This is a genomic window from Nonomuraea sp. NPDC005692 (assembly GCF_040631115.1).
GTDB lineage: Bacteria > Actinomycetota > Actinomycetes > Streptosporangiales > Streptosporangiaceae > Nonomuraea.
Genome location: NZ_JBEXYU010000058.1, coordinates 1 through 24,737 on the forward strand (window position 1 = coordinate 1; position 24,737 = coordinate 24,737).

At 71.7% G+C, this 24,737-nt stretch carries 22 protein-coding genes and 2 pseudogenes; 15 read left to right on the forward strand and 9 right to left on the reverse strand.

The window, feature by feature from the left end:
* A pseudogene (locus ABZ459_RS51275) lies at nt 1-795 on the reverse strand (cytochrome P450); the annotation flags it as partial.
* Nucleotides 796-1,298: 503 nt separating this feature from the next.
* On the opposite strand from ABZ459_RS51275, the pseudogene ABZ459_RS51280 reads away from it, so the two are divergent.
* Nucleotides 1,299-1,418 (forward strand): annotated as a pseudogene (locus tag ABZ459_RS51280) (IS5/IS1182 family transposase); the annotation flags it as partial.
* A gap of 111 nt (nt 1,419-1,529) precedes the next feature.
* Here the strand turns inward: ABZ459_RS51280 and ABZ459_RS51285 are convergent.
* Together ABZ459_RS51285 and ABZ459_RS51290 are read right to left on the reverse strand one after the other, a co-directional pair.
* Complete coding sequence (locus tag ABZ459_RS51285; RefSeq protein WP_357988399.1) at nt 1,530-2,372, reverse strand: MarR family transcriptional regulator; 843 nt, start codon at nt 2,370-2,372, stop codon at nt 1,530-1,532.
* A 60-nt stretch (nt 2,373-2,432) separates the two neighbouring features.
* The gene (locus ABZ459_RS51290) at nt 2,433-3,407 is read right to left on the reverse strand and encodes a GntR family transcriptional regulator (RefSeq protein WP_357988402.1); all 975 of its coding nucleotides are present in this window, start codon (nt 3,405-3,407) and stop codon (nt 2,433-2,435) included.
* Between the two features lie 167 nt (nt 3,408-3,574).
* Here ABZ459_RS51290 and ABZ459_RS51295 point away from each other — a divergent pair, with 167 nt between their 5' ends.
* The 3 genes from ABZ459_RS51295 (at nt 3,575) to ABZ459_RS51305 (ending at nt 6,426) form a co-directional block, all read left to right on the forward strand.
* Nucleotides 3,575-4,819 (forward strand): FAD-dependent monooxygenase, encoded by a 1,245-nt coding sequence (locus ABZ459_RS51295; protein ID WP_357988405.1) that lies wholly within the window; start codon nt 3,575-3,577, stop codon nt 4,817-4,819.
* Between the two features lie 11 nt (nt 4,820-4,830).
* Nucleotides 4,831-5,280 (forward strand): VOC family protein, encoded by a 450-nt coding sequence (locus ABZ459_RS51300; protein ID WP_357988408.1) that lies wholly within the window; start codon nt 4,831-4,833, stop codon nt 5,278-5,280.
* A 648-nt stretch (nt 5,281-5,928) separates the two neighbouring features.
* Nucleotides 5,929-6,426, forward strand: a complete 498-nt coding sequence (locus tag ABZ459_RS51305; protein ID WP_357988411.1) for a hypothetical protein — start codon at nt 5,929-5,931, stop codon at nt 6,424-6,426.
* Here the strand turns inward: ABZ459_RS51305 and ABZ459_RS51310 are convergent.
* Together ABZ459_RS51310 and ABZ459_RS51315 are read right to left on the reverse strand one after the other, a co-directional pair.
* Nucleotides 6,408-9,680, reverse strand: a complete 3,273-nt coding sequence (locus tag ABZ459_RS51310) for a hypothetical protein (protein ID WP_357988414.1) — start codon at nt 9,678-9,680, stop codon at nt 6,408-6,410. The genes ABZ459_RS51305 and ABZ459_RS51310 overlap by 19 nt on opposite strands.
* Nucleotides 9,681-9,761: 81 nt before the next feature.
* The gene (locus tag ABZ459_RS51315; protein WP_357988417.1) at nt 9,762-12,473 is read right to left on the reverse strand and encodes an AAA family ATPase; all 2,712 of its coding nucleotides are present in this window, start codon (nt 12,471-12,473) and stop codon (nt 9,762-9,764) included.
* Nucleotides 12,474-12,864: 391 nt separating this feature from the next.
* Here ABZ459_RS51315 and ABZ459_RS51320 point away from each other — a divergent pair, with 391 nt between their 5' ends.
* A complete protein-coding gene (locus tag ABZ459_RS51320; protein WP_357988420.1) occupies nt 12,865-13,230 on the forward strand; it encodes a hypothetical protein in 366 nt (121 codons plus the stop codon).
* Nucleotides 13,223-13,474 carry a hypothetical protein gene (locus ABZ459_RS51325; RefSeq protein WP_357988424.1) on the forward strand — a complete coding sequence of 84 codons (252 nt, stop codon included), beginning with the start codon at nt 13,223-13,225 and terminating at the stop codon, nt 13,472-13,474. Before ABZ459_RS51320 ends, ABZ459_RS51325 begins: the two co-directional genes overlap by 8 nt.
* A gap of 149 nt (nt 13,475-13,623) precedes the next feature.
* On the opposite strand, the gene ABZ459_RS51330 is transcribed toward ABZ459_RS51325, so the two are convergent.
* Nucleotides 13,624-14,169 (reverse strand): tetratricopeptide repeat protein, encoded by a 546-nt coding sequence (locus ABZ459_RS51330; RefSeq protein WP_357988427.1) that lies wholly within the window; start codon nt 14,167-14,169, stop codon nt 13,624-13,626.
* Nucleotides 14,170-14,531: 362 nt separating this feature from the next.
* Between ABZ459_RS51330 and ABZ459_RS51335 the strand changes: the two genes are divergently transcribed.
* Together ABZ459_RS51335 and ABZ459_RS51340 are read left to right on the forward strand one after the other, a co-directional pair.
* Nucleotides 14,532-16,004 carry an MFS transporter gene (locus tag ABZ459_RS51335; protein ID WP_357988430.1) on the forward strand — a complete coding sequence of 491 codons (1,473 nt, stop codon included), beginning with the start codon at nt 14,532-14,534 and terminating at the stop codon, nt 16,002-16,004.
* Nucleotides 16,004-16,459 carry a MarR family transcriptional regulator gene (locus ABZ459_RS51340; RefSeq protein ID WP_357988433.1) on the forward strand — a complete coding sequence of 152 codons (456 nt, stop codon included), beginning with the start codon at nt 16,004-16,006 and terminating at the stop codon, nt 16,457-16,459. Before ABZ459_RS51335 ends, ABZ459_RS51340 begins: the two co-directional genes overlap by 1 nt.
* Nucleotides 16,460-16,474: 15 nt before the next feature.
* On the opposite strand, the gene ABZ459_RS51345 is transcribed toward ABZ459_RS51340, so the two are convergent.
* Nucleotides 16,475-17,035 carry a GNAT family N-acetyltransferase gene (locus ABZ459_RS51345; RefSeq protein ID WP_357988436.1) on the reverse strand — a complete coding sequence of 187 codons (561 nt, stop codon included), beginning with the start codon at nt 17,033-17,035 and terminating at the stop codon, nt 16,475-16,477.
* A 32-nt stretch (nt 17,036-17,067) separates the two neighbouring features.
* A complete protein-coding gene (locus tag ABZ459_RS51350; RefSeq protein WP_357988439.1) occupies nt 17,068-17,499 on the reverse strand; it encodes a MerR family transcriptional regulator in 432 nt (143 codons plus the stop codon).
* A gap of 53 nt (nt 17,500-17,552) precedes the next feature.
* Here ABZ459_RS51350 and ABZ459_RS51355 point away from each other — a divergent pair, with 53 nt between their 5' ends.
* Nucleotides 17,553-18,500 (forward strand): SDR family NAD(P)-dependent oxidoreductase, encoded by a 948-nt coding sequence (locus ABZ459_RS51355; protein ID WP_357988442.1) that lies wholly within the window; start codon nt 17,553-17,555, stop codon nt 18,498-18,500.
* 114 nt (nt 18,501-18,614) lie between these two features.
* Here the strand turns inward: ABZ459_RS51355 and ABZ459_RS51360 are convergent, their stop codons facing one another.
* Nucleotides 18,615-19,049, reverse strand: a complete 435-nt coding sequence (locus ABZ459_RS51360) for a peptidase inhibitor family I36 protein (RefSeq protein ID WP_357988445.1) — start codon at nt 19,047-19,049, stop codon at nt 18,615-18,617.
* 125 nt (nt 19,050-19,174) lie between these two features.
* On the opposite strand from ABZ459_RS51360, the gene ABZ459_RS51365 reads away from it, so the two are divergent.
* From ABZ459_RS51365 to ABZ459_RS51390, 6 genes are all read left to right on the forward strand, one after another.
* Nucleotides 19,175-19,660, forward strand: coding sequence for a MarR family winged helix-turn-helix transcriptional regulator (locus ABZ459_RS51365; RefSeq protein ID WP_357988448.1), 486 nt, complete (start codon nt 19,175-19,177; stop codon nt 19,658-19,660).
* 79 nt (nt 19,661-19,739) lie between these two features.
* The gene (locus tag ABZ459_RS51370) at nt 19,740-21,179 is read left to right on the forward strand and encodes a DHA2 family efflux MFS transporter permease subunit (RefSeq protein WP_357988451.1); all 1,440 of its coding nucleotides are present in this window, start codon (nt 19,740-19,742) and stop codon (nt 21,177-21,179) included.
* A 33-nt stretch (nt 21,180-21,212) separates the two neighbouring features.
* On the forward strand, nt 21,213-21,689 hold the full coding sequence (locus tag ABZ459_RS51375; protein ID WP_357988454.1) for a TIGR03618 family F420-dependent PPOX class oxidoreductase: 477 nt from the start codon (nt 21,213-21,215) through the stop codon (nt 21,687-21,689).
* Nucleotides 21,690-21,765: 76 nt separating this feature from the next.
* The gene (locus ABZ459_RS51380; RefSeq protein ID WP_357988457.1) at nt 21,766-23,052 is read left to right on the forward strand and encodes a hypothetical protein; all 1,287 of its coding nucleotides are present in this window, start codon (nt 21,766-21,768) and stop codon (nt 23,050-23,052) included.
* Nucleotides 23,053-23,120: 68 nt separating this feature from the next.
* On the forward strand, nt 23,121-24,203 hold the full coding sequence (locus ABZ459_RS51385; protein WP_357988460.1) for a dihydrodipicolinate reductase: 1,083 nt from the start codon (nt 23,121-23,123) through the stop codon (nt 24,201-24,203).
* On the forward strand, nt 24,200-24,736 hold the full coding sequence (locus ABZ459_RS51390; RefSeq protein ID WP_357988463.1) for a carboxymuconolactone decarboxylase family protein: 537 nt from the start codon (nt 24,200-24,202) through the stop codon (nt 24,734-24,736). Before ABZ459_RS51385 ends, ABZ459_RS51390 begins: the two co-directional genes overlap by 4 nt.
* The last annotated feature ends 1 nt before the right edge of the window (nt 24,737 follow it).

The following is a 24,737-nucleotide window of genomic DNA, read 5'->3' on the forward strand; positions in this document are numbered from 1 at the left end:
GCCCGCGATGAGCAGCAGCGTCATCGTCCCGACGACGTGGACGGGGTCCAGCTTCGCGCCGTTGAGCTCGGCGCCGAGCAGGTACGTCGTGAGGTCGTCCCGTGGGTGGGCCAGGTGGTCGTGGATCTGCTCGACCAGGTAGGACGACAGGTCGGCGAAGCGCTCCAGCCGTACCTCGGTGGGCTCGTTCACGCTTTCCAGGGCGTTCTCCACGAACCCCCGGAACCGGTCGGCGTCCTCGGGCGGGAAGCCCAGCATGTCGGCGATCACCCGCATCGGGATGTACTGGGCGTACTCGCGGGCCGCGTCCACGACCTCCCGCCCTTCCAGGCCGTCGATCAGCTCGTGACACAGCGCCCTGGTGCTCGCCTCGCGCCTGGCGACCGCCGTCTTGGTGAAGGCGGGCAGCAGTAACTTGCGCGCGTCGTGGTGGAAGGGCGGGTCGGACGAGATCGGCGGGACCCCGCCCACCGGCGCGAGCTCCCGGGGCGGCTTGACGTTGCCGACGACGACGGCCCGGGAGGAGAACCGCTCGGTGTCGTAGGCGACGGCCGCGATGTCGTCGTAGCGGGTGGGCAGCCACACCCCGCCGAACCGGTCGGTGTGCGCGATCGGGCAGCGCCGCCGCAGGTCGTCCTGGATGGGGTACGGGTCGGCGGCCCACTGGGGGTCGACGTGGGAGAAGTCGGTGGCCCAGTCGGAGACCGGATCGGTGACGATCTCGCTGACGGTACCGCGCAGCCGGTTCCTGCGCGCCTCTTCCAGCTCCGGGCCGAAGCGGTCGTCCACGGTCATCTCGCAGCTCCATCCCTGACGTCGATGAACCGGTCGGAGTCGATCCGAGGTGAATCGCACCCTCACCCGAATTAAAAAAGCATTCATTTGATACGTCAAGACACCCCCACGAACGACGCCGCTTGTCTGGCATCGCTCAACTTCGGTCCTGGATCTGACAGGCGCCGCGCAGGCGATAAGGAGTCGGTCCGCCGGACCGAGGGCCGCGAGTGGGCGCAGTTCTTCGGCAGCCGGTTATGCCCGACGTGTCTGGTGGCGCCGGAGGGAGCGAGTCTCGCTCACGGATGCCGGCTCCGTTACGATGCGGTGCGCTCCTCAGCGGGACCGAATGCGATCAGCCGATCCCGCAGATCAGCACGAACGCGGCGAGCGACAAACTCGCTGATCAGCAACAGCTCGTGCTTGAGGTGGCGATGCGTCGTCGGCCTGCGCTGATCGCAGGTCAGAGGGTAAGGAACCAATCGGCGGCGTGCACAGCGAGCCGGCCGATCATGCGCTGGAGCCGCTCGCGCGGCGGGCTGACCACCAAGACCCGTCCGCCTTGCGAGCAGGGCCGCAAACCGCCGGCCGCGGTGGTGACCGCCGGTCAGCGGGGGGACAGCCCTCAGTTCATCCCGGTACTGGGCGTGATCGGGGTCTCCCGCTACCAGCTGCGCCACGCTGTGGAGTGCGGCATCAACCCCCGGATCCAGGTCCTGTTCGGTGGTGCGCCGGCAGTTCGGTCGGCAGGCGGGTCAAGATGTGGCGGTCCTCGACGGCGAGGGGGCGAGGAGGTCGACTTGGACCTTGTCGATGGCGCGGTCGATGCGGTGGAGTTGACGGCGGCCGGCCGTGGTGAGGGTGACAATGTTGCTGCGCCGGTCGTGCGGGTCGGGGATGCGTTCTACGAAGTCCTGGGCCGCCAGGTCGTTGAGGGCGGCGGCGACGTCGCTGCGGTCCATGATGGTGCGACGGCCGAGGTCGGCCCGGCTTGCCGGGCCGTACTCCTCGAGGGCGGCGAGGAGCCGGTAGTGGTAGCCGTGTGCGCCCGCATCGGCGAAGGCCTCGGCGGAAAGGCGGCCTGCGTGCGCGGCGACTTGGCCGAGCAACCAGCTGGGCCTGGCGGTCAAGCGTTTAGGAGTCCCCTCCCCTCCGGCCACCTTATCTCGTTGGCACGACCCACGAATCTCTGTACTGTTGGCGGCTCCAACGATGGCTGTGCCAACGAATAGGAGTCGCCATGTCCGCGCAATCCCCACACGCCGACCGCATCGGAAAACCCCCGCGGCGCGCAGCACGCGCATGAACGTGCGTTGCTGCGCGCCTCCCGCGACCGGGCCGCCGAGTCCGAGGCGCGCGAGCCGCAGCAGGACGTCGAAGACACCGCCGCGGTCGGGGCTCATCACCATGGCGACGCGCATGCCGACCTTGCGCGTGTGCGGGATTCCGGCCTGCTCCTGCGCCCGCTCCCACGCTTTCGAGATCTCAACGCTGGAGGCCCAGTAGCCCGGTACGCCCGGTTCGGCGCCACCGAGCACGCCGGCCGCCTCGCCGTTGGGCGCGTCGAAGCGGTGGGCGTAGACGGTGGCGGTGCTCATCTGCAACCAGACCCGAGGAGGCCGTACGGCGGCCGCGATCGCCTCGGCGGCTGAACACGTTCACAGATGGGCTCGTGCCCAGGAGCCCTGGTCGCCGACCAGGGCTGCGAATCCGTCCAGATGGCGGGCCAGGCCGTACTCGAACAAGACGTCCAGATCGGGCGCCGCATCGCCCGAGATCGTCGCCAGGAGGGGGAATCTTCCGTCGGCGAGAAGCTCCTGCCGGCGCGAGCGCTCGGCTTCCGACCAGCGCTGCAAGGTCATGCCCGTGTTCCGCTCGGCCTCGACCTCGGCTGCCATGGACAGCCCGACAGTGACGACGAGCGCGTGCAGGGTGAGTGTCTCCTGGAACCGGACGTCCATGGGGAGATGGAGCTCCTCGAGCGCCCGCAGGGTCCACTCGGTTTGGGCCATCATGTTGGGGGCCAGAACGGGCCGCGTGAACGAGACGACATGGGGCAGCCACACGTGCCGCCGGCAGAGCCGCCATTGCTGACGGGCGACCAGTTCGAGCTTGGCGCGCCACCCCTGCGGTCCGCGCTCGGGCAGATCGAGGTCGCCGAACACGAGGTCGGCCATCTGGACCAGCAGTTCCTCCTTCCCGGTGACATGCCGGTACAGGGACATCGGCCCGAGTTCCAGCTTGGCCGCGAGCCGGCGCATCGACAGCGCGTGCAGCCCCTCGGTGTCGGCGAGGTCGACGGCGGCGCGGAGGATGCGCGTCCGGAGCATCTCCTGGTCGGCCGATTCGGCCTGTCGCGCGGCCGTGGTGTCGCGGTGCTGCGGGCGAGCGGGCCGACGACCGGTCTGGGGGCTGACCACTGTGCCCGAACCGCCCTTCGTCTCGACGAGGCCCTCCTCGCGCAGAGCGGCCGTCACCTTGGTCGCGGTGGCGATCGCGACGCCCCACCGCTGCGCGATGGCCCGGATGGACGGCACTCGGTCGCCGGGGCGGAGATCGCCGCCGTCGATCCAGGAGCGGATCTCCGCGACGATCGCCCGGTAGGGCGGCTCCGGGCGCTGCGTCGATGGCACGTGATCCTCCGGTCCGACGGGGGCATGACAGGAATAGCGTACTAGTTCACTTTGACGCTTGCACTAGTTCACTTTTGCTCGCGAACGTGCTTCCACGCCCTCACCACGCTCATACGGTGTACGCACCGGCGAAGATACGCCGTAGTCACGAACGTGGGGAAGGGCGAATGAAGAACAGGGACATCCTCGTGTCAGGGGGCGGCATCGCCGGGGCGGCTCTGGCGTACTGGCTACGCCGGTACGGATTCCGGCCGACGGTGGTGGAGCGTGCGCCGGCGCCTCGCACGGGCGGTCACGCCGTCGACATCCGGGGCACCGCGCGGCAGGTGATCGAACGCATGGGCCTCGTTCCGCAGATCCGCCACGCTCGCGTCGGAGCCCGCGGCATGGCCTTCATCGACGAAAGCGGCAAGCGGGTGGCGAGCCTGGGCACCGACGTGTTCGGGCCGTCCGGCGGGCCGGTCGCCGAGTGGGCGCTCCTGCGCACCGACCTGGCCCGGATCCTCCACGACGCGATCCGCGACGACGTCGAGTACGTCTTCGACGACGCGATCACCGACGTGCTGCAGGACGAGGACGGCATCACGGTGGCATTCGAGAAGGGGGTCTCCAGGCGGTTCGATCTGCTCGTCGGCGCGGACGGCGTCCATTCCAGCGTGCGCCGGCTGACGTTCGGCCCCGAGGAGCGTTACGTCCGCGACCTCGGCTCCTTCATCGCGCTCTTCTCCGTCACGTCCGAGGTGGATCTGGACGGCTGGCAACTCATGTACACCATGCCCGGTGGTGACGGCCGTGCCGGCAGAACAGCGGGCCTGCGTCCGCTGACCGAGCCGGGCAGGGCCCTCGCGGGGTTCTTCTTCCGTGCCCCCGGGCTCGAGTTCGACCGGCGAGACGTCGCCGCGCAGAAGCAAGTCGTCGCGCGCACCTTCGAGCACGCGGGATGGGCGGTCCCCGCTTTCCTGCCGCAGATCTGGGACGCGTCCGACTTCTACTTCGACCGGGTCGAGCAGGTGCAGCTCGGCACCTGGTCGACCCGCCGGACCGTGCTGGTGGGGGACTCCGCCTTCTGCGCCTCTCCCATGTCCGGGATCGGCACCAGCCTCGCCCTGGTCGGCGCCTACGTGCTCGCCGGTGAACTGTTCAGGGCCGGGGGTGACCAGCGGGTGGCCTATGCCGCGTACGAGAGGGGCATGCGCGAGTTCGTCGACCGGGCCCAGCACTTCGCCCGGACCGCCGGCGACGGTGGCCTGATGCCGGACGCGCGGGCACAGATGTGGCTGCGGAACCAGTCCGTACGACTCGTGCGCTTCCTGCCCAGACGCCTGGTCAGCCGAGGTCTGGAGTCGGTGGCCGACACCGTCGCGCTCGACGACTACGCCGATCCGGCACCCCACCGGTCCACCAAGCACTGAAGGAGAGCACCATGCGCGTCAGCACCTTCCTGTGGTTCGACGGCCAAGCCGAAGCCGCGGCCACCTCCTACACTGCACTGTTCGCCGATTCCGGGATCATCGACATCGAGCGCGCCGCGGACGGTCGCGTCATGACCGTCGTCTTCCAAATGGCCGGTCAGCGTTACATCGCTCACAACGGTGGGCCCCGGTATCCCTTCACCAGGGCCTTGTCGATGTACGTGGAGTGCGACGGCCAGGAGGAGGTGGACACCCTCTGGGCGGGCCTCACCGATGGCGGCGAAGAGGGGCCGGGTGGCTCCCTGGTCGATCGTTTCGGGGTGACCTGGCAGGTCATGCCCACGGCCCTGCGGGAGCTCCTCCAAGGCGCCGAACCGGAGGCCGCCGAACGCGTCCTCACCGCCCTGCACGCCATGACCAAGATCGACATCCAGGGACTGGCCGACGCCCGTGACCGGTGATCAGCGCGTACGGGCAGAGCAAGCGATGCGCACGGACACAGCTCGGCGCTCCTGGCTGACGGTAGTCCTGTGCCCGTTGCGCCCAGAGAACGCATGTTTCGTACCAGTTCGAGTTCCGCCCGGCGCCAGTCAGACACCGGCCGCGCCTATCGATGGAGGTACCCCCGCCATGGAATCCGCGCGCCCCCGCCTTCGACCTGGCATCGTCGAATCATGGTCGTCGCGCGGACTTTCCGGACCCCACTGGTCCTGATCTCCGGCGCCATCGTGTTGGCGCTCGCCGGGTGGTGGCAGTACCAGGCGGCCATCCCCTCGTTCCCCGTCGTCGCCGAGCCTGGAACGGTGGGAGTGATCATCTTCGGACCGGCCCACGACGTCGAGATCACGCTGCGTGTGTCCGACGGATCAAGCCTGGCAGTCGTGGTCCTGGCTACGTTCGACCCGGACGAACCGGCCCGGCCCGCCATCCCGGCGTCGCGATGCGTTCCGATGCGGGTCTACCACTCCGTCAGCCGCCCGTCGCCGCCGCGAGAGACCGAGCTCTGCCCCCCGGCTCCATCAGCCGGGAAGTACCGGGCCGCGGGAGGGGCCAGCTTCACGGTGTCCGATCCGATGGTAGCCCGGAGCGGGTCCAGCACCGTCGTACGAATGCCCCGGTTGAGCCCGACCTGGTTCGGAACGGATTGGGACTACGCGGTCGTGTACGAGGGCTCCTTCGACCGGACCGGCCAGGACGCTGAAGACCAGCTCAAGCCCGAGGCGGTCTCTCCCGACTACGGGGGCCCCGGCCTGCGATGGACACGCGAGCATCTGCGCGCCAACACGCAGTACCCCGACCCCGGTCCCTACGGCACCTTCACCGACGTCCCGGCCGAGAAGGCGGCGAGCCGCTCGCTGTTCTGGGCCGGCCTGCTCGGTGGGGCCGCGCTGTCGGTGCTGGCGTGGGCGGGTGACGTGGCCCTGGCACGACGGACCGAACGGCGGCGCGAGCAGGAGCGGCGGGCCGAGGAGGAAGCCCACCGGCGCGAGATCGCCGACCTGGCCGCGCAGCGGGTGCTGGCGGCTCTGGCCGAACGGGAGAACGAACGACCCGGCGGGTTGCTCCGCCGGGTCGCCCGATGGGCCGGTCAGGGCATGCGGAGATAGGCCAGGGCGAACGAGCTGTCACCGGGGGTTCCCGCGGCGGTGTGGCACCAGACGTCGACCGTCACCCGGGGTGCGGCGGCGTAGGAGTTGACGTTGCCCAGATGGCAGTACCCGCCGCCCGTGCCGGTGGAGGTCACCTGGATACTGTCCCCGACCTTCCCCAGGTTCTCCCAGGTCAGCCGGTAGTTGCCGGTGCCGAGCCGGGTGAGGGCGGGGGTCTCGCCCGTGCTGCTGTAGGAACGGGCGGGGTCCACGTCGCCGGTCACGGTGACATACGCGGCCGGTGTGGTGACGTCCCGGTGGAGTCCCGCGCCTTGGGTGTACGACAGCAGCCAGGGGGAGTCGGCGGGAGCGCCGCCGCTGATCGCATGACAGACGACGGTGATCTCCAGGCGATCGTCCCCAGGCTGGATGGCCGCCGGGTTGCACCGGGCGGGGGTGCCGTTCCCGTAGGGCGTGACCTGGACGTACCCGGTCCCGTCGGCGAACGCCCGGCCGTCGAGGGTGACCCGGTAGCGGCCTGCGGACTCGCGGACGACGCGATCGACGCCGCCTCCGGAGTTCACCGTGCCCGTGTTGAGGACGGGGTTCAGCGTGTGGACGCCGCCGGCCGTGTCGTCGTACCGGATCGTGGCATAGGGGGTCGTGCCGGGGCCGAACTCGGCGAAGAAGACCGTGAACCACCAGTCGGCCGGAGCGCCGTTCTCGTTGAAGCAGCGCACCTGGACCAGCTGGTCGGGCCCGTCGGGCGCGTATCCGGTGACGCCGCAGGTACGGCCCCGGTAGGCGGTCCGGTACGGGGTGACGTGCGCGATCCCGCCGGGCGACGCCACCCCGGGCAGGCGCACGTCGTAGGTGCCCGTGCCGGTGTGCACCACCGTGGCTCGCCGGTTGGCGGTGGCCGGGTCGAGGCGCCCGGTGCTCCACTGTCCTGAGGTCGTGAGCGAGGTCACCGCCCCCAGCGGGGCCTCGGCGGGGGTGGCTCGGTCCATGTAGGCGTAACCCCAGCGCGGCGCCGTCACCGGCTTCGGGCTGTCGGCCGCCACGACGGCGTCGAGGAAACGGGCGCGGTGCGCCGTGATCTCGTCGGTGGTCATCTCCGGCACGTCGCCGGGAGCGGGGAGGTCATCACCGGAACCGGGGGCGATCCGGATCCGCGACCAGTCGTTGGAGCCGACCAGCACACCGTCGTCGACTTTGTAGTTGTGCTCTTGGGGGTAGTCGAAGCCCTGGGGCACCACGGCCAGGTCGGTCGGCGCGGGGCTGCTGTCGCAGACTCCGTCGAGTCCCGCGTAGACCTTGCCGCCCTGCACGCTGTCGTCGTCCGCCCGCCGGCTCTCCAGGCTCCCGTCGGCGGCCTCGATGCAGAGCTGGAATTCCCCGTTGACGTCGACTTCTACGACTCCGTCGTCCTCGGGATCCCAGTCGATCGGGTCGGAGGCGTCGCCGATGTGCCGGACGCCCTTGTTGTCCCACCAGGTGGCCATGGCGTGTTGGCCGGTTCCCAGCCCGTTGCGGCCTTCGTCGAGGCGCCAGCGGCGCAGCGGCCAGAGCGTGCTTCTGGAGTAGTCGATCGTGCTGACCTCCTTGAGGGTCTGTTCGAGCTGGTTGCGGCCGATGGCCGGGCCGAGCTGTTCCCTGCGCTGGTCCCATGCGACGTAGTCGGGGATGCCGATGGACGAGTAGGCGTAGTTCATCACCGACAGATAGTTCGGCTTGTAGTTCACGTGGTCCTGTCCGCCGTGCGCGAGTCCCAGGGCATGTCCGAGCTCGTGGACGAAGGACGCGCTCTGCACTCGTACCGGCGGATTCTGCATGGTGCCGAGGGTGACCACGAAGCCCCATTTCGTGCAGCAACTCCCGCTCCTGTTGGTGTCGTCCGCCCGGTAGCCCCACAGGTTGTAACGGAATAGGCCCCTGCGGACCGCTGAGAAGTGGGCGTCGGCGAACTTGTAGTAGGGCAGCACCTGGTGGGGTGCGTGGACCAGCGGCCGCATCCGTTCCGCCTGGTCGACGGGGATGCCCTCGTCGAGGTCGACGAGCAGTTGGACGCCCGCCGCGGGAAGGTGCCCGTAGGGGCAGAAGTCCTGCGGGCCGCGCGGGGCGTCGGCGAACATGGCGATCGCCTCGTCGATCGCGGCGCGGTCGGGCATATCGCTGACATCGCGGTCGGTGTCGTGGAGCCAGTCGATCTCGACCGCGATGGTCTCGCGGCAGGGGTCGGAGCCGTGGTCGGGCAGCCACGTGTCGACGACGCCCTGGTCGCGGATGCCGTGCAGCTCAATCCGGTCGCTGAGCCCGTCGCCGTCGCTGTCGTGGTCGATCGTGGTGTAGAACTGGTCGGCGTTCTTCTGGAAGAGGTGCAGATCCTTGCCCGAAGACGCGGCGTGGTCGAGCAGGATGCGTCCCGTGTCAAGATCCCGGATGCGCAGGGACCGCAGGCTCCAGTTGTCGGTGCAACAGTCGTCGGCGTAGTTGATGTGCTCGATGGTGAAGCCGTTGGCCAGGTCGGCGGCGGTGGCGCAGCCGGCCAGATGGGCTCGCCAGGTGTACTCGACATCGGGCTGGTCACTGGTGTTGCCCTGGTGGTAGGGGCGGGGTGGGGCGTACGCGGGGCGCTCCTCGAAGAGGAACACGAGGTCGCCGAGCCTGATGATCTCCAGGGAGTCGTTCCGGAGCCCGTACGTGCCGACTCCGATGGTGAACTCCATCCGGCAGAACGTGCGGGCCGGATCGGCCGGCGGGTCGGGCGGGTGCTCGCCGTCGACCGGGATCCGCAGGATCTGACCGGCGTTCTTCTGGAAGTAGTGCACGTACTCCCTGCCGGGTGGGGCGGTGAGTTCGGCCAGGACGGCTCCGCTCACCGGGTCCTCGATGCGCAGGTATTTCAGATACCAGTTGTCGGTGCAGCAGTCGTCGGCGTAGTTGACGTGCTCGATGCTGAAGCCGTCGGCCAGATCGGCGGAGGTGGCGCAGGTGCGCAGATACCCCGTCCACTGGTGTTCGGTGTGGGGCCGGTCGCCTGTGCCGCCCTGATGGTAGGGCCGGGGCGGCGCGTAGAGCGGGCGCTCGGTGAACAGGAACGCCTTCTCACCGAGCCTGACGATCTCCAGGGAGTCGTCCCGGATCCCGTCATCGCCGGTCCCGATGACGAACCTCAGACCGCACAACTCGGCCGCCCACGCGGGTGGGGCCGGGAGTGCCACGAGAACGGCGGCGACCAGCAGCACCATGGCGGCGGCGAGTCGGGACATGGGCAACCTCCGGCGGGTGAGTTCGGCACACCCAGGATCGGATCGGGCCACTCACGCGGGCATCGGGGGAACCACGGATGTTTAGGGCGTCACGCCGCGCAGGATGAGGTCGCGGCGGGACATCCGCAGCTTCGTGTACACCCTGCCTAGGTGAGTCTCCACGGTTCTGACGGTGATCGACAGCCGTTCGGCGATCTCGGCGTTGGTGAGTCCCTGGGCAGCCAGCGCTGCGGTCCGGGTCTCGGCGGGGGTCAGTGACTGTGGGTCGGTCACACGACGGCGGCGGCCGTCGGCGCGGCGGAGTTCTTCGTACGCCCGGTCGGCGAGCCAGCGTGCCCCGGCTTGGGCGGCCGTGGTCGCTGCGTCGGCGAGCATCGGCCTGGCTCGCGCGGGCCGGCCGGTCCGGCGCAGCCAGGCGCCGAAGAGTAGCTGGGTCTCCACCTTCTCGAAGGGCTGGTCGGTGGTGTCGTGCAGGGCGAGAGCGGTCGCGAACTCGGCCTCGGTCACGGCGGGGTCGTCGGACAGGAGGGCCCGCCCTGTCGCGGCCGCGATCCGCGGCCAGACGCAGGGGAGCCGGGACGAGACCGCTTCGAGCCGCGCGACCAGCCGCTCTGCTGATGCGCGCCGCCCGATTCTCGTGTACGCCACGGCGGCGTCCCGCGCGAAGGGGACCAGGCAGGGTTCGAGGATGCCGACCCGCTGGGTCGTCTCGTCGAGCAGGTCGAACTGCGCGCACGCGGTGGCGAGGTCGCCCTCATGGAGGGCGCGGCGGCCCCGGACGTACCAGACGACGATCAGGGTGCCGACGTCGCTCAGCCTCGACGCGCTGTGCTCGACCTGGGCGCAGCGCCGCTCGCACTCCTCCAGGTCGCCGGACAGCAGCAGGAGCCAGCTCTGAGCGGCGGCCACGTAGCGCTCCGAGATCGGGGCCAGGTCCTTGAGTGCCTGGGCCTGCTCCACGCTCGCGAAGGCCTCGCGGAGTCGGCCGATCCGCACCATGAGCTCGGCGCGGGAGGCGTACAGCATGCTCAGGGTGCCGATCGCCCCGGCGCGTTCGGCGGCGGTGATCACCTGGGTGAACGCCCTCTCGCACTCGTCGAAGCGCTCGGCCCACTTGGTGGCGAAGGCGTGATTGCTCAGCGCCCCCCAGGTCCCCTGTACGTCGATCAGCTGGGCCTCCGGGTCGTCCTCGATCTCCCGGGCCGCTCGCCCGACCTCGTCGAGTCCGGCCAGGTCGGCGCCGATGTAGGCGATGTAGCCGTGCGCGGCGGCGACCTTCCGGCGCAGGGCCGCGCCGACGCCGGCCGCGTGTTCCCGGGCGTGGTCCCGGGCCCGGGCGGCGAAGGGGAGCGCCCGGCTTCCGTGGATCAGGTGCTGGAAGTTGGCGTGGTCGAGCAGCGCCTCGACGGCGATCGAAGGGGCACGCTCGGCGGCCAGTCCGGCGGCCCGGTCGAGGTCGCGTTCGGCCTGGCGATGGTTGCCGGTGAGGAACCCGGCGCGGCCGGCCATCCAGGCGGCCTGCGCGGCGGTCTCCACGTCGGCGGCGGGATGGCGGGAGACGGCCCCGAGCAGCGCGACCGCCTCAGCGGCTCGGCCGACCGCCATGAGGGCCTGGCCCGCGGCCAGCCCCAGCCCCGGGTGGGCGTGGTCTCCGGCCAGGCGATGGGCGCCCGCCAGGTAGCGCGCGGCCGTCTCGGTCGCGCCGGCGGCCAGCGCGTCGCGGCCGACCCGTTCCAGCGCGGCGACGGCATGCCGGTCGCCGGCCAGGTTCCCGCGCAGCGCGTGCTCGGCCGCCTCGGCCCGCGACCCCCGCCGCATCAGCAGGGCGAACGCCCGCGCGTGCAGCCGTAAGCGAGTCGAGGTCGGCATCTCCTCGTAGAGGATCTGCTGGAACAGCGGATGGACGAACTCGACCCGCCCGCCGGGAGCCTCCCGCAGGAGGCGCCCCCGCTGGAGACCCGCGACGGTGTCGTCGCCCGCCTCGGTGTCCAGGCCTGCCAGCTCCATCGCCGCCCCTGGATCGAACGACAGCCCCAGGACGCTGCCCGCCCGCGCGCAGCGCATCGCCTCGGGCGTCGCCCCGAGAAACCGCCGGACCAGCAGCTCCCGGCCCGCGAGATCGGGCGATCGCGTCTCCAGTGAGCCCAGGTCCGCGCCGTCGGCGAGCAGCCGCGCGGCGTGGTCGAGCAGCAGCGGGTTGCCCGCGCACATCGCCCACACTGTGTGAGCCATCCGGGCTGGCAGCTCGTGGCCGGTCCGCCGGGAGAGGAAGACGGCGGAGGACCGCTCACCCAGGGGTTCGAGCTCGACCGTACGCGCGCACCCGCTCTCCTCCAGGTCCCGCGCGAGGTCCAGAGCGGCGGGCGGCCACGCCCGCAGGGCCGCCACGACCGCTACCCGGGAGGCGGCCAGGCGGCGACACAGGAACGCCATCAGCGTGAGCGAGTCGGCGTCGGCCCAGTGGAGATCATCGACGACCAGCACCACAGGATCGCCCGACCACGACCCCAGGGCCTGCCACATGCGGTGACACCGGCCCGCCATGGTGTCGGCCGGCCTGTCGCCGACGCCGAGGCCCGTCAGTGCCTGGGCCATCACGTCGAAGGGCACCCCCGACGCGATGGGCGAGCCGTGGGCGCGTCCGACGTAGAAGCCGGCACCAGCGATCCCGCCGAGCAGCCAGGTCTTCCCCATCCCCGCGTCCCCGAGGACGAACACCGCCCCGCCACGCCCGGCCCGGGCCTCCGCCAGCCGCTCACGAATGGCCTCAGCCGCAACGTTCCGCTCCCGCACAAATTCACAGTGTCGCAAAAAAGCAGGAAGGATTCCGTTGCATCGGTGGCGGGACAACCCTTACTTCTCAGCGTCTGTCGTGAGTGAGAGCGAGGTGGCCGTCGCCGCAGCGCGGGAAGTGGCGTGGGCGGTCGGGTGGCGATATGCGGTGGTGGCGAGGTGGCGCCCTCACATGCTCTCGGTGATCGATGCGATGTCCGCGCAGCGCCGCCCGCTGCAAGACCCGCTGGGCTTGCAGGACAGCTGCTGAAAGGGCTGGCGGCCGGGCCAGCCGGGTTCGGGGCGCTCGTGGTGCAGACGGCGCACGCTTGTTGTCACCGATGAGGCGGGCACCTGTCACCTCGGCTAGAGCGCCTCGATTAACATCCGCACCACCCATAAAGCTCTGCCAGTGGAGCAACCGCTGAACCGAGACGAACTCCTCATGCTCCTCGACACAGCAACCGGAGCATGCAGAGCGGCCCGCGCTGCTCTCGCCGACAACGGCCAGTTCACCATCTGGGACGGAGACGTGCCGGCATCCGAGTTGGCCACAACATACAGGCGACGACTCCGCTTCACCACGACACGAGGTCCCCGAACCCAGGCCCTTCAGCAGACCGTCGACACTCTCGACAGCCTCGACCAATCCCCGATCCGGCTCGGTTCCATCACCTCAGCCGACCGGACCTGGAACTACATACTGTTCCTCACATCGGACACCACCAAGGTCATAGCCTGCACCGGAGTTCGCCAGAGAGGATCCGAGGATGACTGAACCGACCGACATGAGCGAGCGCGAATACTTCAACCAGTTCGCCAGGCGCACCGGCATGTTCATCGGCCGCCCATCGCTTAAGGGCGTGACAGCTTTCTTGATCGGCTACGACCAAGCTGCTCGCCGACATGGCGGACCAGGCAGGGAAGGCGCTGACACACGACTGCCCGGTGAGGGGACGGCACGCGACGTCCGGAACAGCCGGGCACCACAGATCTCCATGACCCCGGGCCAGAACGGTTGATCTTCGGCGCCGTACTGCCGACTTCGATGACGCGAGCGCCGGCTTCTCGACAGCGACCGAAGTGACAGTGCCAAGTTGAAGGCAGGCCATCGCCGTGCTCGCCACGTCCGGACAGCCGTCCGGACGTCCACGGCGTACGGGTCAGCCGGTCAGCCGGGTTCGGACTTGGGCGGCGGAGGGCGGTCGAAGGCTTCCAGGAGGGTGAGGGCCTGGCGCCAGGCGGCGGCGTCCGGGAGTGCGGCCGCGTGCAGGGTCTCGCCGAGCCGGGTGAGCGTGTCGGCCTGGTGGTAGCGGTCGCCGGCCTCGCGGAAGAGCTCGACCGCGCGTCCGTACCAGGAGGCGGCCTCCTCGTGGCGGGCCAGGCGGTGGCAGGCGTGGCCGAGGCTGTCGCAGGCGTTGGCCTGACCGAGGACGTCGCCGAGCCGCCGGTGCAGGTCGAGCGCCTGGCGGCAGTGTTCGAGCGCCTGTTCCTGGTCGCCGAGCTGGGCGTGGAACCAGCCGGCCACGTTGAGCGCGCACGCCTGCCCGATCCGGTCGCCGCCGAGCCGCGCGGCGGCCGGCGCGGTGGTCTGGACGGCCAGGTGCTCGTGCCGCATGCCGCGCCGATCGAGGAAGTCGGCCAGGGGCCAGGCGAGCTGCCAGGCGTGGGTGTCGAAGCCCAGGGCTGCGGCCCGCGTCACCGCGGCGACGAGCACGGCGCACTCGGCCGTGAACCAGGCCAGCGCCCCTGCCGGTCCACAAGCCCATCACGGCCGCCCCCCGCCCGCGCCCGCCGACCTCCTCGGAGGCGGTCCCGACGCCGGACGGCAGCTCGTCGCAGGTGGTCCGAGCATGGGAGGAGGACGGTCGTCGGAACGCCGGCCGTGGTGGACCTGCCGGCGGTCCTCCTGCTGCCCGGGGAGGTGTCGGTGTACGCGGTGACCGCGCTCACGGTGGCCGCCGCGACCTTCCTCGACCAAGCCGTACGGCCCCTGGACGCCCTCACGGGGTGCCAGCGGCCGTACGGCGTTCCGGGGGGTAGGCGACATGTGCTTAGTTATGCGAATATAATCGTTATATGCCTATAACGAGTAGAGCGCCCCTCTCCCCCGCCCCCGCGCTCAGCCCTCGCCGGCGGATGCTCGTGCTGGCCATCTGCTGCATGAGCCTGTTCATCGTCGGGCTGGACAACACGATCGTGAACATCGCCCTGCCGGCCATCCGCCGCGACCTGAACGCCTCCATGTCCGGCCTGCAGTGGATCATCGACGCCTACACGGTGGTGCTGGCGAGCCTGCTCATGCTGGCCGGCTCGACCGGCGACCGGGTCGGCCGCCGGCGCACGTTCCAGACGGGGCTGGCGCTGTTCACCCTCGGCTCGCTCATGTGCTCGCTCGCGCCGGACCTCGGCTGGCTGATCGCGGCGCGGGCGCTGCAGGCCGTCGGCGGGTCCATGCTCAACCCGGTCGCCATGTCGATCATCACGAACACCTTCACCGAGCCGCGCGAGCGGGCGCGGGCGATCGGCGTGTGGGGCGGCGTGATCGGCATCAGCATGGCGCTCGGCCCGCTGGTCGGCGGCACGCTGGTGGACTCGGTCGGCTGGCAGGCGATCTTCTGGATCAACATCCCGGTGGGCCTGGCCGCGTTCGCGTTGTGCGCGTTGTTCGTGCCCGAGTCGCGTGCGCCGCGCCCGCGCCGGGTGGACCCGGTCGGGCAGGCGCTGGTCATCGTGCTGCTGGCCACCCTGACGTACGGCTTCATCGAGGCGCCGGCGGCCGGCTGGGCGTCACCGCGCACGCTGGGCTGCTTCGCGGTCGCGGCGCTGGCGCTGGCCGTGCTCGCGCCGTACGAGCTGCGCCGCACCGACCCGCTGATCGACCTGCGCTTCTTCCGCAGCGCGCCGTTCGCCGGGGCCACGGTCATCGCGGTGTGCGGCTTCGCCGCGCTGGGCGGGTTCCTGTTCGTCAACACCCTCTACCTCCAGGACGTGCTGGGCCTGTCCGCCCTGCACGCCGGCCTCTACACGCTGCCCATGGCCGGGCTCACCGTGGTCTGCGCGCCGCTGTCGGGCCGGATCGTCGGGAACGCCGGCCCCCGCGTCCCGTTGCTGGTGGCCGGGGTCACCATGGCGGCCAGCGGCCTCATCATGACCGGGCTCGCGGCGGACACGCCGACCTGGCGGCTCATGGCCGCGTACGTGCTGTTCGGGGTGGGGTTCGGCATGCTGAACGCGCCGATCACCAACACCGCCGTGTCCGGCATGCCGCGCGCCCAGGCCGGCGTGGCCGCGGCGGTGGCCTCCACCAGCCGCCAGATCGGCCAGTCGCTCGGGGTCGCGGTCATCGGCTCGCTGGTCACCTCGGCGGTGGCCGGCCCGTTCGCCGCCGGGTTCCCGCAGGCCAGCCACGTCGGCTGGTGGATCGTCGCCGGGTGCGGGCTGGCCATCCTGCTGCTCGGTATCCTGACCACGACCGGCTGGGCCCGCCGCAGCGCCACCCGTACCGCCGAACGGCTCGCCCACGCTCCCGACAGAACGGCGGACGCTTGATGACCGAAACCCCCGGCAGTTCCGGACACGACGCCGTGGCCCGCGTCTGGGCGGCGATGTACGACCTCGTCCTGCGGCAGGAGGACCGCCGCAAGGAGGTGGCCGAGACGCTCGGCATGAGCTTCTTCCGGGTCAAGGCGCTGCGCCGCCTGCTGGCCGGGCCGATGACCATGCGGGAGCTGACCGCCGAGCTGTCCACCGACAAGCCGTACACCACCCTGATGGTCGACGACCTGGAGCGGCGCGGCCACGTGACCCGCAGCGTCTCCCCCGACGACCGCCGCAGCAAGATCGTCACGCTGACCCCGGCGGGGACGGCCGCCGCCGAGGAGGCCGAGCGCATCCTGGCCCGTCCGCCGCGTTCCCTGCTGGCCCTGGACCCCGGCGACCTGGCCGCGCTCGACCGCATCATGGCCCTCCTGCTCACCCCGGAGGAGCCGGCCCGCCGGCGGTGAGGCCGGCCAAGAGGGTCAGCCCTCGAACCAGGACAGGCGGGCGGCGCAGAGGGTCTGCTCGGCGCCGAACTCCTCGAAGCCGGCGACCGGCCGGAAGCCCAGGCGGGCGGCCAGTCTCAGCGATCGTTCGTGCGCGGTCCTGGTGACGACCAGCACCGGCTGGTCGGGCAGTTCGCCCGCCGCGGCGCGCAGCGCGGCCGTCGCCGCCTCGTGGGCGAGCCCGTTCCCCCACGCCGGGCGGCGCAGCACGTAGGACAGCTCCAGCTCCTCGCCGTCGCCGGTCACGTGCCCGGGACGCCCGGCCGCGCGGCGGTCGAGCGCCAGCGTCCCGAGGAGCTGATCGGTGACGAGGTCGGCGATGACGTAGGCGCCCGGGGCGGCCGTCGCGGCGGCGGTTCCGGCGGCGTCGAGGAAACGTTCGACGTCGTCCCGCGGCCGCGGGCCGCCCAGGTGCTCGCGCACCTCGGGGTCGGTCATCAGCTCGACGAGACCGTCACGGTCGCCGTCGTGGGCCTTGCGCAGCAGCAGGCGTTCGGCGCGGATCTCCGTGGCGGACAGCGTGGGCGACGGGCTCATGGGTCCTTGATCCTAGGACAGCCCCCGCCGCTCTACGGTGAAGGCGACGGGGGCGGCGTCGGCGACCAGACCCCGGCCGCGGTCCCGTCCCGGACGTGCCGGCGGTAGGTGACGACCTTGCTGTGGATGATCTCCAGGCTCGCCGTCAGATCGGCGATCCGGTCGCGGACGGCCCGCTCGTGCTCCTCCAGGAGCGCGAGCCGCTCCGGCTCGTTGCCCGGCCCCGAGCGGACGAGGTGGGCGAACCTCCGCAGGGTGGCGATCGGCATGCCGGACTCCCGCAGCCGGTTGCACAACAGCAACCACTCCACGTCGGCCCGGTCGTAGGCCCGCTGCCGTCCGGCGGTACGCGGGATCGGCCGCAGGAACAGCTCCTCCCGCTCGAAGAAGCGCAGCGCGTGGACGCCGAGCCCGGTGGCCCGCGCGACGTCCCCGATGGACAGGCGGTCCGCGTCCCTGCTCATGGCACCTCGCCATAGTTTGACCTAGATTGCAGTCTAGATTCTACGGTCGGGGCATGGCACGTACACAACACAGAATCGGCTCGGGTTTCGGCGCGCACAGCACGGCCGACGACGTCCTGGCCGGCATCGACCTGTCCGGCAGGAACGTCCTGATCACCGGCGGCTACTCGGGCCTCGGCCTGGCGGCCACCCGCGCACTGGTACGGGCGGGAGCGCACGTCGTCGTGCCCGCCCGCCGTCCCGACGTGGCCAAGGACGCGCTGCGCGCCCTCCCCCGCACGGAGGTGCGCGAGCTGGACCTGGCCGACCTCGGCAGCGTCCGCGCCTTCGGCGACCTGTTCCTGGAGAGCGGCCGCACCCTCGACATCGTCATCGGCAACGCGGGCGTCATGGCCCATCCCCACCGGCCGGTCGGCCCCGGCTGGGAGGCGCATCTCGCCATCAACCACCTCGGCCACTTCGCCCTGGTCAACCGGCTGCGCCCGGCACTCGCCGGGGCCCGGGTGGTGTCGGTCTCCTCCTCGGGGCACTTCCTGTCCGACATCCGCTGGGACGACCTCCACTTCCGCCACGGCTACGACCACTGGACGGCCTACGGGCAGTCCAAGACGGCCAACGCCCTGTTCGCCGTCCATCTCGACGCCCTCGGCGCGGCCGACGGCCTGCGGGCCTTCGCCGTGCACCCGGGCAGCATCCTCACCCCGCTGCAGCGCCGGATCCCCCACGAGGAGCAGGTCGCCCAGGGCTGGATCACGCCCGGCGGACGCCGGGCCGACGGCTTCAAGACCCCGGAACAGGGCGCCGCGACGGCGGTGTGGGCGGCCACGTCACCCCTGCTGGACGGGCACGGCGGCGCCTACTGCCAGGACTGCGACCTCGCCGAGCCGGCGACGGGCGACGACATGCTGATCGGCGGCGTCAAACCGTGGGCCCTGGACCCCGAAGCCGCCGCCCGCCTGTGGAGACTCTCCGCCGACCTGACCGCCGAGGCCGCCTGTTGACCCGGCTCACCGGCGGCGGGGCCTGAGCAGGAGCAGGACCGCCGCCACGCACGCGCCAGATACGGCGACGGCCGGCCGCCGCGGGGTCGCGGGGCCGGCCGGAGGGTTCGAAGGTCAGCCGTGGGAGTCGGTGGTCGCGGCGCGCTTGATGGTCAGCTCGTCGCCGCCGATGGAGCAGGACGGCCCGTTCGGGCCGCCGAAGCGGACGGAGTCGAAGAAGTCGCGGAAGGTGATGTAGAAGTTGCCCTTGCCACGCGGGCCGGTGACGGCCGAGCAGCCGCCGTAGTCGGCCTCGGAGTAGAGATGGATGAGCGTGTCGGTGCGGTTCCAGTCGGACTTGGCGCGGTCGCCCATGCCCAGGGCCGCCAGGTTGGCCGTGCTCGCCTGGAGCTGGACGATGTCGCCGGTGCCGTCGAGACCGGAGAACAGGCAGTAGTTGCCCTCCTGGCAGCGGTCGTACCCCGTCGCCGCCTGGGCGGGGGACGCCACTGCGGCCAGCGCGGCCACGGCGATCGGTAACGCCAGAACGTGAAACTTCTTGCCCACCATGCCTCCATGGACGAAACTTTCCTTCGGTCCGAACATACATAGTGAGATCAACTTGCGCTAGACCGTCAGGGCGGATGTTCTTCAGCGGATAATCCGCTACGGGATGAGTTGGTAGCCTCGACGACATGACTTCGATGGCGCCCTCGCGTACCGAGCACGACCTGTCGTTCCTGCTCGACCACACCAGCCATGTGCTGCGCACCCGGATGGCGGCGGCCCTGGCCGAGCTGGGGCTGACCGCGCGCATGCACTGCGTGCTCGTGCACGCCCTGGAGGAGGAGCGCACGCAGATCCAGCTCGCCGAGATCGGCGACATGGACAAGACCACGATGGTGGTGACCGTCGACGCCCTGGAGAAGGCCGGGCTGGCCGAGCGGCGGCCGTCGAGCACCGACCGGCGGGCCCGGATCATCGCCGTGACCGAGAAGGGCGCGCAGGTGGCGCGGCGCAGCCAGGAGATCGTGGACGGCGTGCACACCACGGCCCTCGGCTCGATCCCGGACGACGAGCGGGAGGTGCTGGTACGCGCCCTGAACAGGCTGGTCACCGGCCACCTGGAGACCCCGGCCGAGGCCCCGCAGCCGGTCCGGCGGGCCAGGGAGCGCGGCTAAATAGTTCCGTCACATATCGTCTGCAACGAAACTATCTGCTACGGTCTCTCCTGTTGCACCCCTTGAACAGGAGACGACCATGTCCCTCACCTCCCGGCACACCGCCCTGGCCGTGTTGTCGACGTCCGCCTTGATGACCATCCTCGACGGCAGCATCGTCACCGTGGCCATGCCCGCCATCCAGCGCGACCTGGGGTTCTCCCCCGCCGGGCTGAGCTGGGTGGTCAACGCGTACCTGCTCGCGTTCGGCGGGCTGCTGCTGCTCGCCGGGCGGCTCGGCGACCTGGTGGGCCGCAGGACGATGTTCCTGGCCGGGAACGCGGTGTTCACCGGCGCGTCCCTGCTGGCCGGGGTGGCGAACAGCGAGGGCCTGCTGATCGCCGCCCGCTTCCTGCAGGGCGTCGGCAGCGCGATGGCCTCGGCCGTCGTGCTCGGCATCCTGGTGACCCTGTTCACCGAGCCGCGCGAGCGGGGCAGGGCGATCGCGGTCTTCAGCTTCACCGGCGCGGCCGGCGCGTCGATCGGGCAGGTGCTCGGCGGCGTGCTCACCGACGCGCTGAGCTGGCACTGGATCTTCTTCATCAACCTGCCGATCGGGCTGGCGACGATCGTGCTGGCGCTGCCCGCGCTGCCCGCCGACCGGGGCCTCGGCCTCGCGCGGGGTGCCGACGTGACCGGCGCGCTGCTGGTCACCTCGGGCCTGATGCTGGGCATCTACACCGTGGTCAAGGTCGAGGAGCACGGCTGGCTCGCCGCGCACACCCTGGCGTTCGGCGCGGTGTCGCTGGCCCTGCTCGCCGGGTTCTTCCTGCGCCAGGCCACCGCGCGCACGCCGCTGATGCCGCTGCGCGTGCTGCGCTCCCGCAACGTGGCCGTGGCCAACGTCGTGCAGATGCTGGCGCTGTCGGCGATGTTCGCCTTCCAGATCATCGTCGCGCTCTACATGCAGAAGGTGCTCGGGTACGGCGCCCTCGCCACCGGGCTGGCGATGCTCCCGGCGGCCGTGGCGATCGGCGGCGTGTCGCTGTTCGTGTCGGCGCGGCTGAGCGCCCGCTTCGGCGCGCCCGCCGTCCTGCTGGCCGGGCTGGTGCTGCTGCTGGCCGCGATGGCCTGGCTCACGCGGGTGCCGGTGGACGCCGACTACGTCACCGACCTGCTGCCGGTCATGGTGCTGATCGCGGGCGGCGGGCTGGCGCTGCCGGCGCTGACCACGCTCGGCATGTCGGCCGCCCGCCCGGACGACGCGGGGCTCGCCTCGGGGGTGTTCAACACCACCCAGCAGATCGGCATGGCGCTGGGCGTGGCCGTCCTGACCACGCTGGCGGCCTCCCGTACGCAGGAGCTGCGCGCCGGCGGGGCGGCCGAGGCGGCGGCGCTCACCGGCGGCTACCACCTGGCCTTCGCCACCTCGGCCGGTCTGCTCGCGACGGCCGTCGTGGTCGCCCTGGCCGTCCTGCGCCGTCCCCGCGCCGCCGCGTCCGCCGAGGCGCCGCGGATCGACCAGCCCGCCGCCCTCTGAACCCCTTCTCACCACGAAACGGAACCGATCATCATGACCGAGCACACGTACGGCCCCGGACAGGGCCCCGGCGCCCGCCCCCTCAGCGAGGACGAGCTCCTGCGGATCCTCGCCCGCCAGCCCTTCGGCGTGCTGGCGACGCTCAAGCGCGACGGCCGCCCCCACCTGGCCTCGATGGCCCTGCGCTGGGACGCCGCCGGACGCGTCCTGCGCATCTCCTCCGCCGAGGGCCGCATCAAGGTGCGCCACCTGCTCGCCGACCCGCGGGCGACGGTGCACCTGCAGGGCGAGAACATCCCGTCGTACGCCGTCGCCGAAGGACGGGCGGAGGTCTCCGAGCCGTCGCTCACCCCGGGCGACGCCACCGGACGAGAGCTGCTGGAGATGGCCGGCGGCTTCCCCGACCCGGCGGACGAGGCCGCCTTCCTGGAGGAGATGGCCCGGGGCCGCCGCCTGGTCATCAGGATCCGGGTGGACCACCTCTACGGCATCGCCCTGGACGCGGCCTGACCGGCGGCCCCGGGTGAGGTTGCCGGGAGCCGGAGGGCGGGCGAGGATGTCGCGATCGACAAGGGGAGGTCGTCGTATGCCGGTCCCGGGCCGTCCGCTCGTGGTACTGCTGGTGGGGGCGCTGACCGCGTGTTCCGCACCGGGGCCCGCCGCCACGCCGGGCACGACCGCCACACCGGCCCACGTCCCGTCCGTGCGGGCCGCGACCCGGCCCCCGGTCGTGCGGCCGGTGCGCAGCGGGTGCGAGGGTGCGAGCGCCCGCGACTTCGACGGCGACGGCCGCGACGACGTCGCCCTCGGCTATCTCGGCACCACCGGCCGGGTGCACGTCCTGTCGGCGGGCCGGGTCATCCACGTCCCCACCCCGCCGGGGAACCGGATGAAGGGCTTCGGCTGGTCGGTGACCATGGCCCACGTCAACGACGACCGCTGCGTGGACCTCGTCGTCGGCACCCGTACCCTCACCGTGGCCGGCCGGAAGGGGGCGGGCGGGGTCTACGTCCTGCACGGCGGGGCCGCCGCGCCGCCGCGCCGGCTCGTCTCGCCCCTGCCGCAGGAGGACGCGGCCTTCGGCGAGTCCGTCGCCGCCTACGGCGACCTCGTCGCGATCGGCGCCCCGCGGGAGCTGCCGGGCGGCGCGGTCTACCTGTTCAGGAAGGGCGTGTTCGTCCGGCGGATCACCCAGGAGACGCCCGGCGTGCCCGGCAGCTCCGAGGTCGCCGACCGGTTCGGCGACCGGCTCGCCCTCGGCCCGCTGGCCGGCGGCGGCGTGGGCCTCGCGATCGGCGCCCCGGAGGAGTACGCGGACGGCGCCGGCCGCCAGGACGTCGGCGCCCGGGACGACTCGCCCCTGGGCGCGGTCACCGTCGTCCGCGACGTCACGGCCCGCAGACTGAGCGCGGTACGGCTGCGGCCACCGCGCGACGACGACGGCGAACCCTGCGCCGGCTTCGGCGACAGCCTGGTGTACGTCCCGGGCACCGGGCCGGCCGTGTTCTCGCCGCCATGCGGCCGGCTGCGGTTCTACGACCTCCGCCTCAAGGCCATCCGCACGGTGACGGACCTGCGGGAGCCCTGGGACGCGGAGCTGGCCGCCGCCGACGGCCAGGTGGCGGCCCTGGGCGGCGACCACGGCGACCCGGCGTTGCTGCTGCTGTCCCCGAGGGACGAGGCGCGGGACCGCCGGCTCACGGGCGACTATCTCGCCGACACGGCGCACCGGGGGATCGCGTTCGGCGCGGGCCGGATCATGGTCACGATGCAGGGGGCCGCCGACGTGGCCCTCGTCGACCCCGCCACCGGGAAGGCCGACCTCGTCAAGACCGCCACCGGAGACCTGTTCATCAAGGCCGTCGAGGGCTGAGAACGCCCGCGCGGCCGGCCGGTCGCGGGGCCCTGTACACCAAACCAAGCGCTTGCTACGCTCCGCCCATGACGTCCACCGTGGTGTGGGGTACCGGCAACGTCGGCCGCGCCGCCATCAGGGCCGTGGAGGCCCATCCCGACCTCAGTCTCGCCGCCGTCGTCGTGCACTCCCCCGGCAAGGCCGGCCGCGACGCCGGGGAGCTCGCCGGACTCGGCCGCGACCTCGGCGTCACCGCGACCGACGACGCCGCCGCCGTCCTGGCCGCGCGTCCCCGTGCCGTCGTGTACGCCGCCTCCGGCGACCTGCGTCCCGACGACGCCCTGGCCGACGTCCTGAGGGCCGTCCGGGCCGGCGCCGTCGTCGTCACGCCCTCCCTGTACGCCCTCTACGACCACCGCGGCGCCCCGCCCGAGCTGCGGGAGCAGGTGCTGGCCGCCGTCGCCGAGGGCGGCGGCTCCCTGTTCGCCTCCGGCATCGACCCCGGCTGGGGCAACGACCTGCTGCCCCTGCTGCTCAGCGGCCTCGGCTCGGTCGTGGACGCCATCCGCTGCCAGGAGATCTTCGACTACTCCGGCTACGACCGCCCGGACGCGGTCCGGTACATGGTCGGCATGGGCCAGCCCATGGACTACGAGCCGCCGATGATCGCGCCCACGGTCCCGTCCATGGTGTGGGGCGGTCAGGTACGGCTGATGGCGCGGGCCCTCGGCGTCACCCTGGAGGAGATCCGCGAGGTCGTCGAGCGGCGTGCGCTCGACCGTACGGTCACCACCGCCCGCATGGGCGTCTTCGAGGCCGGCACCCAGGGCGCGGTGCGGTTCGAGGTGCAGGGCGTCGTCGAGGGCGAGCCGCGCATCGTGATCGAGCACGTCACCCGCGTGCACGCCGCCTGCGCCCCCGACTGGCCGCTCCCCCCGGACGGCGGCGACGGCGCCCACCGGGTGATCGTCGAGGGCCGCCCGCGGATCGAGGTCACGATCGAGGCCACCGACGAGGGCGGCAACCGTTCGGCGGGCGGGAACGCCACCGCGGCGGGCCGGCTGGTGAACGCCATCGACTGGCTCGCCGCCGCCCCGCCCGGCCTGTACGACGCGCTCGACGTCCCGCTGCGCCCCGCGTCCGGCCGGCTCGGAAGGAAGCACCCATGATCGTCGACGTTCCCGGCGGCAAGGACCCGATCGCGTACGTCTGGGGCGAGCTGGTCCCCGGCATCGGCACCGCCGCCTCGAAGTTCTCCATGGCCGTCTACGCCCACACCACACTGGGCCTGCGCGAGTTCGAGGCGGCCCGGCTGCGGATCGCGCAGATCAACGGATGCGTCTTCTGCCTCGACTGGCGCACCGAGCGCGACGGCGTCAAGGTCGAGGACGGCTTCGCCGACGCGGTCGCGGACTGGCGCGCCACGGACGCCTTCGACGCGCGCACCCGGCTCGCCGCCGAGTACGCCGAGCGCTACGCCCTGGACCACCACGGGCTCGACGAGGAGTTCTGGTCCCGGATGACCGACCACTACAGCCAGAACGAGATCGTGGAACTGAGCATGAGCATCGGTTCCTGGTGGGCCTTCGGCCGGCTCAACCACGTGCTGGGCCTCGACACGGCCTGCATGCTGACCGGCGGCCCGGCACCCTCCGTCAGACCGACCGAGTCCGCGTCAGACCGACCGAGCGAGGGCACGTGAC